This is a genomic window from Sorangium aterium (genome assembly GCF_028368935.1).
Lineage (GTDB): Bacteria > Myxococcota_A > Polyangia > Polyangiales > Polyangiaceae > Sorangium > Sorangium atrum.
Map to the genome: position 1 here is coordinate 1,024,009 of NZ_JAQNDK010000002.1, position 12,105 is coordinate 1,036,113.

A 12,105-nucleotide genomic window follows, 5' to 3' on the forward strand; every position below is an offset into this window, starting at 1 on the left:
CGCTTTCAAGCTGCCGAGAGCGTCTTGCCTGTCTCGAGCAGCGTCTTCAGATCGCTCAGGATGTAGCTCCAGCCTCCGCCGGCTTCCTTGATCGCGCCCGAGGTGATGGCAGCCGTCTTGGGCGCGTCGCCGACCTCGTGGGTCACGGTCAGCGACGTGATGCCGTAGGGGCTCACCTCGATCTCCCAGGTCAGTCGCCTGAAGCCTTCCTCCTTCATCTCGGGATCCCAGAGGATGCGCCACGTCTGAACGAGCTTTCGCGGAGGGTCGGCCTCGATGACCTCTCCATCGATGATGACCTTGGGGCCGCCGTGCTGGGCCATCTCCGCGTTCGCGAACGCCTGGTATTTGCCGCCGGGGCGCAGATCGTACTCCGCGCGAGCGCAGTAACCGTATTTCTCGATCCACTCGGGCTTCGTGATCGCATCCCAGACGGCCTCGGGCGTCGCCTTGATGTGGACTCGGTAGACGTGGACCGGCTTCTCACTCTTCGTCGTCATTGTTCTCCTCCAGCTGCTTCTTCAGATCGACGAGCGCCGAAATGCGCCCCTCTGTGTACTTGTCGATCCAACGATCGTGGATCTGGCGAATGGGGACCGGGTTCAGGTAGTGAAGCTTCTTCCGGCCCGATCGAACCGTGACGACGAGCCCCGCGGCTTCGAGCACACGAAGGTGCTTCATCACGCCGAACCGCGACATCTCGAGCTCGGACTCGAGCTCCGTGAGCGTGAGGCCGTCACGCGCGAAGAGCCGGTCGAGGAGAGAGCGCCGGGTGGGATCGGCCAGCGCCTTGAAGACGCGATCGTCGTCCGTCACCCCCTTGATATGTTACCAAATGGTCACCTGTCAAGGTCCGGCATGCACGGCCGGCGCGGATCCGGGCGCGGACCGCTGCAGGTGCTCGGATGTAGGATGCGAGGAGCCGCGACAGCTCGACGCTCGCGCTCGACGACCGAGGGTATTGGCGCGAGGCGATGCGGCGACGCGGCTGGATCGAGAGCGGCCGGTAAGCGGGGCGAGGGGAGACCTCAGAAGCCTTCGCCGTTCTCGAGGATCGACGGGCACTTCGCGCGGACGCCCGCGCACTCCTCAGGAGGCTGCAAGAGGTCGAAGTCGGACCCGCACGAGAGCTCCTTGAGGGTGCCGGCCATGGCGATCAGGCATGTCTTGGCCTCCGCAACCGTGACGGCGCACCCCTCGAACTCGTACGTGAAGCACCTGCTCGACGTCAGAGGTTCACCTGGAGAGATAAGGCACTGCCGCCAGATGGCCACGCAGGCCTCTATCTCGCGGGAGTTGAGCAGTCCGACGAGATCGCACTGGTCTGCTTTCGCGAGCTTCATCGGCTGTTTGAGATCGTCGCACACCTGGCTGGCCTCTTCGCTCGTCAGCTCGCCGAGCTGCTGGTTCTCGTCGAGGGCGATTCCGGTCTCGCCCCCCTCGTCACCGCACGCCACGAGCGCGAGCCCAGCCGCCAGGACCCCGAGAAGCGTCATCCGTCTCATTCGAGCTCTCCTTGACAAGGGAGGTGCGCTCGTGGCCGTTCAGGACCCGCAGGCACCCCGTTCGCCTGACGATACCCACGCTCCGCGCTCTCAGGCAGCGTCCCCAGCCGGATCGCCGCGTCGGCCTCGCGTGTCACGCGGGCGACCCTCTCGTCGGTGGAGCTCGGATCGGCGGACAGCGCGGGATGGCGCTCGAGGCGCGCCGGTCGCGTGCAGCTCGTGGTGGTGCTCGGCCCACCGCATGTCATGGCCTGGTCGGAAAGGAGGCGTAACGGGCGCGGCTCCGGACAGGGAGCTTCACCGCGATGGCGACGAGGCCAAGGGCCCCGGGCCGTCCGTGGCCGACGTCGTGGCGCTCATCGCGCGCTTCGGCGTCGTGGCGCCCGAGGACGATCGGTCAGCGGGGCGCTGGGCGACCTCAGGAGCCCTCGCCGTCGGTCTCCCCGGAGCCGACGATCTCCGGGCACTTCTCGGTGAGGGCCGCGCACCCTGCCGGGGGCTCCCCGGAGGTGTCGGGCGGCGTTGCGCACGTGATCGCCTTGACGCCGTCGGCCTGGGCCTTCATGCAGGCCTTGTACTCCGCCACCGTCGCGGTACAGCCCGCGAAGCCCTCGGTGGAGCACCCGCCGTCGCCCTGCGAGGGCTGCTCCGGGGCGCTCATGCACTCGGCCTTGGTGGCCTCGCAGTCACCCCCGAAGGCGCCGGCGAACGCGCCGGCGACCTCGCACAGGTCTTCCTTCGTGACATTGATCGACGCGGCGAGATCCTGGCACACCGCCTGGGAGTCCGCGGCCGTCAGCTGGCCGAGCTGCTTGCCGTCGAGGTCACCTCCGCTCTGGCTCCCGGTGTCCCCGTTGCCCCCGTCGTCGTCGCCGCCGCAAGCCGCGAGCGCGAGGCCAGCCATCAGCAATCCAAGAAGCTTCATCCGTGTCATCGAGCGCTCCCTCATCGAGAATGTTCACCAGCGTGTCCGCGCGGCGCTCGAGGACGGCTCCGCCAAGGAAGCGAGCGGGCTGCATCGTCGGCCGGGCAGGCGCGCGGGCCGGACCTACTACGACCGCGGTTCAATCTTTCTTCCTGCTGGAGAGAAATAGACGGCGGCCTCGGGCGCGAGCCCTGCCGCGCGCGGTCGAGGCGCTCTTCGCCCGAGTGTATCGGCGCGCGTCAGGGGGCGCGCCGACGTCTCGCCGGGCGTGAGGGTGCGTCCGGAGGCGCCGTCGGCTTCCCGTTGCGGCCGGCGTCCCACTGCGCGACCACGCGCTTCGGCGCCACGCGACGCCATGCGCCCACGAGCAGCTCTTCCAGGAGCGCCCGATCGACGCGGCGGAGCTCCACCCGCGTCCAGCCCTGGTGCCCCCACGGCGTCACGGAGAAGACGTCGGGCTGCGCCTGCACCAGGCTGTCTTGTTCCTCCAGCGACAGCTTGAGGACCGCGTGCTCCTCCGCCACCCAGTGGGTCGCGAAGATCTTCCCTCGCACGCGGAACGACGGTTTGCCCCAGTGGTCCTGCTCCTCGGCCTCGGGAAGCGACAGCGCGAGCCTCTGGAAGTCCTCGGAACGGAACGCAGAAGGAACATGCGTGGGAGGGGGAGGCGTGGAAGGCGTGGGAGACCCGCTCGACATGGTGTTCGCTCCTTCGAAGCTTATCCTGAAGAACGCGACGCCGGCGGTCTTGTAAAGATTTTACCCCGCCGCGGGCTCCTGCCAGCGAGGCCGAGCCGCGCGGCGGGGCGGGCGCTCCGCTCAGGGGCCTTCGGCCTCGCTCTCGTCTTCCTCGTCCTGTCGCCCGAAGAACGCCGGGCACTTCTCTTCGGCCGCGGCGCACGCAGCGGGCTTCTGCGCGATGTCAGCGAGCGTCGATTCGCACGTGAGCGCCTTGATGGTGCCTACCACGGCGGTCATGCAGGCCCTGAGCTCCGCGACCGTGGCGGTGCAGCCGGTGAACTGGGACGCTCCGCACGAATCGAGCTCGCCCGTCAGCTCGGACTCCTCCGCAGCGCTGATGCACTCCTGCTTGGTGGTCTCGCACTCGATTCCGAACAACGAGCCAACCACCCCCTCGGCCTCGCACTCGTCCTCCTTCGAGATCGTGTTGGTCTGCCCGCGGAGGTCGTCGCACAGGCCGTCGGCCTCCTCGGCCGTCAGCGCGCCGAGCTGCTTGCCTTCGATGTCGCTCCCGCTACCGCCATCGCCATCACCCTCATCACCGCCGCAAGCCACGAGCGCGAGACCAGCCATCACAAACCCGAGAATCTTCATCCGTGTCATGTCGAGATCTCCTTGAACGAGGACGTTCACCTTGAGCACTTCCGCGCGGCCCTCCAGGCGACGCCACAGCGCCTGAAAGCGCTGGGCGCGGGCGCCTTCCGGGCGACTGCGCTGCTCAGAACGGTCTACGTTCGACGAGAAGATTCCTTTCCTCCGCGATCGGCGAGCGCAGCTTTTTCACGCAATCGCCGCCCGCGCCGCGGTTCGGGAGTCCCACGTCCCACCCCGGCGCGCGCGACGCCCGGAGCCCCAAAGAGCGCTCGCCCGCTACGGGCTCATGCCGGCGACGTCGATCAGCGCCGCGCGCGTCCGGGTCGGGGTCGTCCCGCTGAACTGCTTCACGTCGCGCGCGAGGTGCGCCTGGTCGTAGTAGCCGAACCGCTGGGCGAGCTCCGCCCACGTCCCCGTGGCGCCCGTCTTGAGGTGCCGCACCAGGCGATCGAAGCGCACGAGCCGCGCGAGGAGCTTGGGCGGGATGCCGACGTGCTCGCGGAACAGGCCGATCACGTGCTTCTGGCTGTAGCCGAGCTCGCGCGCGAGGGCGCGCATGTCGACAGCGCCCCCGCGCTCCTCGATCCGGCGGAACGCCCACGAGACCACGCCGACCTCGATCCGCGCCTCGTCCACGCGCTCGCCGAGCGCCCGCTCGATCAGATCGAAGCGCGCGTCCCAGGTCGGGAGCTCCTCGAGGCGCTCCGCCAGCCGGGCGTGCTTCCTCGGGAGCAGATCGCGCGCCGAGATCACGCGCCCGGTCAGCTCCTCCATGGGCACCCCGAAGAAGAGCCGCGCCCCGATGGGGGTGAGGTTCACCTGGAGCCCGCGCTGGAACCCGTCGTGCTCGGTGATCGTGAAGGTGGCGTCGAGGCCCGCGACGAAGCCGCCGGGGTGCGAGGAATGACGGCGATCGCTCCCCGCGTCGAACACGCGCAGCGGCGGTCCGAACTCGATGATCACGACGATCTGCGGCGCCGGGAGCTCTCGCCGCCGCAGCGGCCCGGGCGTCTCCTCCGTGTAGCCGCTGTAGTCGCGGATGTAAGGCCGGAGGTGCGGCGCCGGGGGCCGCGTCGCGATCTCCCAGCGGCCCTCACCGGACTTGCCGCGGGCGATCCGTGCACGAGGCGCCAGCGATTGCATCGCCATCGCGGGAGAAGGGTACACGTCGACGCGGGCGTGAGCCAGCCGCGCGCGCGGGGCGGGGCGCGTCGGCGGATCGTCTTGCAGCACCTCAGCCCGAGGTGGCATCGTGCTCCTCGGCCTCGGGCAGCGACAGCGCGAGTCTCTGGAAGCCTTTGGCGGAGATCATCGCGGTGCGCCTCGGCAACGGGACGGGTCGCCGTCGCGAGGGGGCTCAGGCCCGGACCACCTCGAAGATCCGGAAGAAGCTCGGCGTCTAGCGCACGCACGTCACGCCGAGCGCCGCTGCCTCGAGCAGCGCGCGGCAATCGGCCTCCGTGCGCTCGCGTCCCCCATGTCCACGAGCATGTTGATGTCGCTGAACGTGAGGACCCAGTCGAGGGCGGCGCTCCTGTGCTGGGCAGGGCGGCGGGGCCGGTGCATCCGCCACGAGCAGGCGGCTTCCGTCCTCAGGAGAATGCATTATTTGTTTTGTTGTCGCGTCGCTGCGCTGGCCTGATTAGCATGAGTGCGACGATCCGCCTACCACGGATATCCCGGAAACACAGCGATGGCACGCACCGCACCCGTCCCCAATATCCCCGCAATTCCCGGCATGAACCCGGGCGTCTTCATCGCTGGTGGAGGCGGAGGAGGCGGCGGAGGCCGCGGAAAAGGTGGGCGAGGGCGTGGCGGGGAGCGAGGCGCAGGCGGTAAGAATGGCAAGGGAGATGCCAGCGGTGGTGGCAAGGACGCAAAAGGATGCAGCCCCGGCGCGAACGGCGGATGCACCAACTGCAGCCGAAGTATCTCCAGAGGAGACCCCGTCGACGTCATTTCGGGAGAGGTCTTCACAAGCCCTGAGACGGACCTCTTCTTGCCGGGGTTCTTCAACCTCGATATCACCCGTGCATATTCCTCTGCTCGACGCGACGAGGACGTAGGACTGGGATTCGGCTGGAGACATAGCTTGGCCTGGACGCTGGAAGAGACCCGACGCGGACTCGTTCTGCGGTCAGGCGACGGCGGCGTGGAGACCCTTCCGGCGCTGGACGGCACCGGCGAGCAGGCGTCTGTCGGGCCTTGGGGGATTCTACGCACTGAGATGGGCTATGCGGTACGGCCCGGCAACGAGTTCATCCATCACTTCGCCAAGACAGAGCCGACGTCCGCCGTATACAGGCTGGTCGCGGTCAATTATCGAGCCCGTGGCTGGCTGCGTCTGAACTATGAGGCCGGGCGCCTGGTATGCGTTATGGACTCGGCAGGGCGCACCATCGTCTTCCACAGCACCCAGGAAGGTCGAATCCGCTCGATCGCCGTGCCAGATCCGAACGGGGACTCGCTCATCTTCGCCCGCTTCGAATACAATGCTCATGGCGACCTGATCGAGGCCATTGACGCCGATGGTTACTCGACCCGCTACGGGTACGACGAACATCATCGCCTACAGCGCCTCGAATATCCGAGCGGGATCGTTTTTCACTTCGTCTACGACGACGAGGGTAGCTGCATCGAGACCTGGGGAAACTATCCGGGACACGCCGATGCCGCGCTGGCTTCCGAAGCGCCGCCTGTCCTACGTGACGGGCACCCAGCGAAAGGTATCTATCATTGTCGATTTGTATATGATGGCGACTACACCGAGGTTGTCGATTCTGTGCGGCTGCAGCGCTTTTTTCGTGGTCCTGCCGATGAAATCGGCAAAGCCGTGAACGCTCGAGGCGGAGTTACGGCGCGTGTCTTCGACGAGCGAGAACGCATGATTTCGCTCACCGATCCGACAGGGGCGACGTGGACTTGGAAATACGATGAGATGGATGAGATTGGGATGGAAACGAATCCCGACGCCCAAGTCCTCCACGTCCGGCGCGACACGCTAGGCCGAGAAATCGAGATCGTCGACCCCGGCGGAGGCAGCACGGCGATTCACCGCGACCGCTTCGGCGAAGTCGTCTTGATGCGCGATCAGGTAAATGGGTTGATTCAGTTCAATCATATTGAACGAGGTCTCGCGCGTGAGGTCGTCGATGAACGTGGTGGGCGGCATCTGTTCGAGTACGACTATCACGGTAACTGCACCGCTCGTACGTTTCCGAACGGGGCGCGTTACCAGTTCATGTACGACTACTGGGGACGCCTGCTTCGGATCGTGAATCCGCTCGGTTACGAAATACATCTGCGCTACACCCGATCGGGGCGGGTGACGCACATCGTGGACCAGCTCGGCCGAACCACAAGTTGTCGCTATGACGGGATGGGCAACCTGGTCTCAACCACCGAGCCGAACGGCAGCACAACGACGTATGAATACGGTGGGTTGAATTGGCTCACGCGTGTCCTGCATCCCGATGGCTCCGAGCTGCGCGCGTTCTACAACCGCGAGGGATGGCTGCTGTACCATCTGAACGAGCGAGGCGAGAAATCCGAGCGCTCGTACTTGGCAGACGGGAACCTCTCCTCGGAGCGCCAGTTTCATGGCGCGAGCGTCCGCTACCAACGCGATCTGCTCGGGCGCATCACGGGATACGACGAAGGCGACGGTCTGCATGAGCTGAAGCTCAGTCCGGCGGGGCAGATCCTGGAGCACGTCGCACACGACAACTCCGCGCGGCGCTTCGAGTATGACCCGCGCGGCGAGCTGATGTTCGCGTCCTCCGCGGAGGTCGAGCTCACGTTCGAGCGTGACGCGGCGGGCCGGATTACCAAGGAATCCATCACCGTGGAAGGGGCGACCTACGTCGTTCAGAGCTGGCGCAACGAAGCCGGAGATCGTTTAGCGCTTCGGACGTCGCTCGGCCACGAGTTGCGCGTGAAGCGAGACGCGAACGGTCGCGTCGCAGCGCTGGAGGACCGCGACGGTCGCGTCCTGTCTATCACGCGAAGCCCGCTCGGCTCCGTTCAGCGCATCGATCTCGCCGCCGGTGGAGCCATTCTCGACGCACGAGACGCCGCCAACCGCCTGCGGCGCCGCCACGTCGAGAGGCTGCAGGACGGTCAACGAAGCGATGAGCCGGAGTGGATCGGGGTCGGTCGCGCACATATGGTCGATCACCGCTACGAGTACACCGCCGTTGACGAGCTCCGTAGCATGTCCACCGCGGGCGGCCTGTCCGATGTGTTCGAGTACGACGCCAGAAAGCGACTCGTTTGCAGGCAGCGTGCCGATGGAACGCGGGAAACGTTTCACGTCGATCCGTGCTCTAATTACAACGAGATCGGCGCCCGCGGTCTCGAGCGCAGCTACGCGCAGGGCAACGTCCTCACGACGCGCGGGAACACCCAGTACACCTACGACGCGCGGGGCTACCTTATCAAGAAGACGGTGCGAAGCCCGGCATCTCCGACGCTGGAGACATGGCGCTACAGCTGGAACGCGTATGGTCTTCTGGAGAGCGTCGATCGTCCCGACGGACTGCGCGTGGAGTTCCTGTACGACGCGTTCGCGCGTCGCGTCGTCAAGCGCACACTAAGGCATGGCCGCGTCACTGCTCGATACCACTATGTCTGGGACCTCATGTCATTGATCCACGAGGTGAAGATCAGTGATTCTGGGGTGCCGGAGTCTGTCCGCACATACCTGTTCGAGGACTCCGATGACCCGATGCCGCTCGGGCACCGCGACACCGCAGGCGGCGCGTGGGTCTACTATGTAGAGGACGTCATTGGCGCGCCGACGGATCTAATCGATGCGACCGGTCGGCTGCTGGGGAGGCTCGAGCGCTCCGTCTTCGGGAAGGCGCGGCCTGCTCCCGGCTCGAAGGAGACGACGCAATTTCGTCATCCTGGCCAGTATGATGATGCCGAGACCGGTCTTCACTACAATCGCTATCGCTACTACGACCCTGAGATTGGCAGGTACATCAGCCCTGACCCCATCGGCTACTTCGGTGGGCTCAACCTGTTCGCCTACGGCCACAATCCGATCGGCTGGCCTGACCCTCTGGGGCTGGTCATCGCCCAGCTGACGGGTGCGCCGGCGGCGTTCCAGAACTTTGCGGGCAACCCGGGCGGATTCCCGTCCGGCGGCGTGACATCGCCGGGGCTGAACGCTCCCCCGGCAGGCCTCAATCCGCGCAACAACGGATGTGGCGAGCAGAAATTCGCCCAGGAATTGCTTGCGTTCGGAAAGACGCAGCAAGCGCGGGAGCTACCGCGCCGGCAGCGCAAGTACAAGCTCGAAGGCAAGTTCCCGCCGTGCCCCACCTGTCATGCGGCGCTGATGCGCGCGGCGGCCGACGCGAACTCGACTGTGGAGTACATGTGGGAGCAGCCAGAGGGGGTGCAAAACAAGGTCACCTACAAGGGCAACACAAACGGCTCGTGCAAGGTCAAGGGGAAGGGGACGGCGGGCAAGGAGGTCGCTACAGGATACGACCACGACTTGGGTGCTGCTGCCAACCCGAAGGCCGCGACGACACAGGGATATTATGGTGTCGCATTCAGCAGTAAGTCGGATGCTACCTATGAAAAGCTGCGTCAGCAACAGAAGAACGAGAGAAAGAAATGAAGAGGGCTGCGAGAAGCGCATCATCCTCCGGTGGTCCCCTGGATCGAGAGGGCGCCGTGAATGACGCGCTCAAGCGGATCTCCGCCGCCGCGGCTCAAGGGAGCAAGACGCTCAATCTTCGCGGGCTGGGCCTAGACGATCTGCCCGAGGAGATCGGGACCCTCACCACGCTGGAGGAGCTCGACCTGTCCCGCAACGCGTTGAGACAGTTAACGCCGTCGCTCGTGGGGCTCGACCAGCTCGCGAAGCTGGATCTGAGCCGGAATCAGCTGAAGTGGTTCCCCTCGGAGCTGTGCGGCCTGACCAGCCTGCGTAGCTTGAACGCGAGCGACAACGCCATCAAGGACGTTCCGGCCTCGATCTCCACGCTCATCGCGCTCGAGGAGCTCGATATCGGCTTCAACAAGCTTGAGCGACTGCCTCGGGAGCTCTTCGCCCTCCCGAGGCTGCGCAAGCTGGAGCTGAGCGGCAATCAGCTGAAGCTTTTGCCACGGGAAGTGGGGCAGATGAAAGAGCTCGTCGAGCTCTGGGTTGTCGACAACCCCTTTTCGGTTCTGCCCAAAGAGATATGGACTCTACCGAAGCTTTCGTGGCTTCACCTGGATGGTGAGCAGTTCGGGCAGGTCCCGGAAGCCGTGCGCAAGCGAGGAAAGCCGACCCTGCAGGTCGTATAACCCTTCGCGGGGCGAGCGGTCCCGCACCGCGCCGGTAAGGCGTCGGGCGGATGACGCACGGACACTCTGCCGCGCGCCGCGGAGGTCGACGGCCCCGACGATGCCGGGCGCAACCCCGCGGGTGTGCTCCACCCGCCTGGTGGAAGATCGCGCCGGCGGCACGCTGGCGCGAGCCAGCCGCGCGCGCAGGGCGGGGCGCGTCAGCGGATCGTCTTACAGCACCTCAGCCCGAGGTGGTAATTCGCGTGCCACGCGTCCTCCATCGGCTCGACGTGCCAGCGCGGGCTGTAGGCGCAGTGATCGGGGTAGGTCTCCCGGCCCTTCGGCCTCGGGGCGTCGTGCTCGCGGGCGACCTCGACGTAGAACCAGGCGCTCCCCTTGAGCTGGCTGTACAGCTTGCCGTCGTCGCGGTCCCGGCGGGTCATGATCTCGGCCACGTTGCCGTGCTGATCGAACACCCCGAACCGCGAGCGGCACGCGGGGAAGGACCCCGCAGGCTCGGTGTCGGTCGCGCAGGTCTGGTAGGCGGAGCGCGCGGTGTCGCCGTCGCACGGCTTGCCGTCGATGTCGCGGTGCGGCGTCTGCGTGTGGCAGATGGCGAGATCGAGCTCGTCGCCGTAAGCGTACGTCCTCGGCTTGCCGCCCTCTGGATCGCCGCGACACGCGAGGCTCCACTCGTCCTCTGTGCAGAGGCGCTTGCCCTGCAGGCTGCACACGGTCGCCGCCTGCGTCGGGCTCGCCCACACCATCGGCAGCTCGCACGGCTTGTTGGGGAACTCGAAGATGTCGATGCAGAACTCGGCCGACGCCGGCTTCCCGCGCCGGTACACGGGCACCATGTTCTCCTGGCCGCCGCAGCGGGCGCGCTGCTCCTCCGTCTGGAGGACGACGCCCCGGAGGCCCTCCAGGCACTGCTCCTTCGATCGCGTGTGCCGCGCGAGCTCCTTGTTGCCCTGGTTGAGCCGGGCAGGCGAGCCGCCGCCGAAGTTCTTCTCCAGGAAGAGCTCGGGGTTCTTGAACTTCCGCTCTCGCTCCGAGAACTCCTTCAGCGAGAAGAGCCGCACCAGATCCTCGCGCGCCTCGTAGTGGATCGCCATCGGATCGCCGACCGCCCCGGGCGCGCCAGCGTCGCCGCCGGCCGCATCGGGCGCGCCGGCCTCGCCGGAGGCCCGAGGGGCAGGCGCCTCCGGGGCGGAGGCCGCCGGGCCTGAAGGCGGCGCGCCGGCGTCGCGGCCGCGATCGGCGTCGCCGCGGGAGCAGGCGGGCGCGGCGGCGGCGAGCGCCGCCAGCACAAGGTGCAAGGGACGGGAGGGAGGGGGCACGTGGAGCGAGCGGGGCACGTGGAGCGAGCGGGGCACGTGGAGCGAGCGGGGCACGTGGAGCGAGCGGGGCACGTCGAGCTAGATCAGAGGGCGGCCGCGATGATCTCGGAGAGGCTCGCCTCGTCGACGACGCCCGTCAGGTAGGCCGCGACCTTCCCCTGCCGGTCGATCACCACGAGGCTCGGCAGCTTGTCCACCCCGTAACGAGCCGAGGCCTCCTTCGCGTCGTCGATGAGGATCGGATACGAGAGGCCCTTCTTGACGGCGTACTGGCTGGCCACCTGGGGCGGGTCGTCCACGTTGATGCCGAGCACCACGAGCCCCTTCTTCTCGTAGCGGCGCGCGATCCGGTCGAGGATCGGCGCCTGGACCGCGCAGGGACCGCACCACGTGGCCCAGAAGTCCAGGATCACCGGCTGGCCCTTCAGCTCGGCGATCTGCATGCGCGCGCCGGGCTCGCCGTTGGCCGCGACCGGCAGCGTCACGTCGGGGGCCTCCGCGCCGACCATGCCCCCGACCCCGGGGGCGAGGCGCGGCAGGATCACAAGTCCGAAGAGCGCGCTCAGGGCGATGAGCAACGCGACTGCAGGATAGAGAATCTTGCCGGAATTGGGCTGGGGTTCGGCCATACGGGCCCTGGGCTTCATAGCAAATCTTTGGGCCTACGTCCGAGCGGCTCTGGTACGGTCCGGCGCCTCGACCGGCCGGGCGCT

11 protein-coding genes are annotated in these 12,105 nt (G+C 66.9%); 2 read left to right on the forward strand and 9 right to left on the reverse strand.

The window, feature by feature from the left end; translation table 11 throughout:
- Positions 1-5: 5 nt before the first annotated feature.
- From POL72_RS18895 to POL72_RS18925, 7 genes are all read right to left on the reverse strand, one after another.
- Positions 6-500 carry an SRPBCC family protein gene (locus tag POL72_RS18895; protein ID WP_272096820.1) on the reverse strand — a complete coding sequence of 165 codons (495 nt, stop codon included), beginning with the start codon at positions 498-500 and terminating at the stop codon, positions 6-8.
- A complete protein-coding gene (locus POL72_RS18900) occupies positions 484-816 on the reverse strand; it encodes an ArsR/SmtB family transcription factor (RefSeq protein WP_272096821.1) in 333 nt (110 codons plus the stop codon). The genes POL72_RS18895 and POL72_RS18900 overlap by 17 nt, the downstream gene beginning before the upstream one ends.
- Positions 817-1,028: 212 nt before the next feature.
- Entirely contained in the window at positions 1,029-1,505 is a 477-nt protein-coding gene (locus POL72_RS18905; protein WP_272096822.1) for a hypothetical protein, read from the reverse strand.
- Positions 1,506-1,923: 418 nt separating this feature from the next.
- Positions 1,924-2,439 carry a hypothetical protein gene (locus tag POL72_RS18910; RefSeq protein ID WP_272096823.1) on the reverse strand — a complete coding sequence of 172 codons (516 nt, stop codon included), beginning with the start codon at positions 2,437-2,439 and terminating at the stop codon, positions 1,924-1,926.
- A gap of 230 nt (positions 2,440-2,669) precedes the next feature.
- Positions 2,670-3,128, reverse strand: coding sequence for an MmcQ/YjbR family DNA-binding protein (locus POL72_RS18915; RefSeq protein ID WP_272096824.1), 459 nt, complete (start codon positions 3,126-3,128; stop codon positions 2,670-2,672).
- 120 nt (positions 3,129-3,248) lie between these two features.
- Positions 3,249-3,773 carry a hypothetical protein gene (locus POL72_RS18920; RefSeq protein ID WP_272096825.1) on the reverse strand — a complete coding sequence of 175 codons (525 nt, stop codon included), beginning with the start codon at positions 3,771-3,773 and terminating at the stop codon, positions 3,249-3,251.
- 267 nt (positions 3,774-4,040) lie between these two features.
- Positions 4,041-5,015 (reverse strand): helix-turn-helix domain-containing protein, encoded by a 975-nt coding sequence (locus tag POL72_RS18925; RefSeq protein ID WP_272096826.1) that lies wholly within the window; start codon positions 5,013-5,015, stop codon positions 4,041-4,043.
- A 487-nt stretch (positions 5,016-5,502) separates the two neighbouring features.
- On the opposite strand from POL72_RS18925, the gene POL72_RS18930 reads away from it, so the two are divergent.
- Together POL72_RS18930 and POL72_RS18935 are read left to right on the forward strand one after the other, a co-directional pair.
- Positions 5,503-9,396, forward strand: coding sequence for an RHS repeat-associated core domain-containing protein (locus POL72_RS18930; RefSeq protein ID WP_272097943.1), 3,894 nt, complete (start codon positions 5,503-5,505; stop codon positions 9,394-9,396).
- 56 nt (positions 9,397-9,452) lie between these two features.
- Positions 9,453-10,070: a leucine-rich repeat domain-containing protein gene (locus tag POL72_RS18935; RefSeq protein ID WP_272096827.1), complete on the forward strand. Its 618-nt coding sequence runs from the start codon at positions 9,453-9,455 to the stop codon at positions 10,068-10,070.
- A gap of 200 nt (positions 10,071-10,270) precedes the next feature.
- Here the strand turns inward: POL72_RS18935 and POL72_RS50970 are convergent, their stop codons facing one another.
- Both POL72_RS50970 and POL72_RS18945 read right to left on the reverse strand, forming a co-directional pair.
- Positions 10,271-11,464, reverse strand: a complete 1,194-nt coding sequence (locus POL72_RS50970) for an SUMF1/EgtB/PvdO family nonheme iron enzyme (protein WP_272096828.1) — start codon at positions 11,462-11,464, stop codon at positions 10,271-10,273.
- An 11-nt stretch (positions 11,465-11,475) separates the two neighbouring features.
- Positions 11,476-12,021, reverse strand: a complete 546-nt coding sequence (locus POL72_RS18945; protein WP_272096829.1) for a TlpA family protein disulfide reductase — start codon at positions 12,019-12,021, stop codon at positions 11,476-11,478.
- Positions 12,022-12,105: the final 84 nt, after the last annotated feature.

Bases quoted from the DNA above. Each gene is read 5' to 3' on its own strand.
- POL72_RS18895 (WP_272096820.1), bottom strand. From the start codon at position 500: ATGACGACGAAGAGTGAGAAGCCGGTCCACGTCTACCGAGTCCACATC.
- POL72_RS18925 (WP_272096826.1), bottom strand. From the start codon at position 5,015: ATGCCACCTCGGGCTGAGGTGCTGCAAGACGATCCGCCGACGCGCCCC.
- POL72_RS18930 (WP_272097943.1), top strand. From the start codon at position 5,503: ATGAACCCGGGCGTCTTCATCGCTGGTGGAGGCGGAGGAGGCGGCGGA.
- POL72_RS18910 (WP_272096823.1), bottom strand. From the start codon at position 2,439: ATGACACGGATGAAGCTTCTTGGATTGCTGATGGCTGGCCTCGCGCTC.
- POL72_RS18915 (WP_272096824.1), bottom strand. From the start codon at position 3,128: ATGTCGAGCGGGTCTCCCACGCCTTCCACGCCTCCCCCTCCCACGCAT.
- POL72_RS18905 (WP_272096822.1), bottom strand. From the start codon at position 1,505: ATGAGACGGATGACGCTTCTCGGGGTCCTGGCGGCTGGGCTCGCGCTC.
- POL72_RS18945 (WP_272096829.1), bottom strand. From the start codon at position 12,021: ATGGCCGAACCCCAGCCCAATTCCGGCAAGATTCTCTATCCTGCAGTC.
- POL72_RS18920 (WP_272096825.1), bottom strand. From the start codon at position 3,773: ATGACACGGATGAAGATTCTCGGGTTTGTGATGGCTGGTCTCGCGCTC.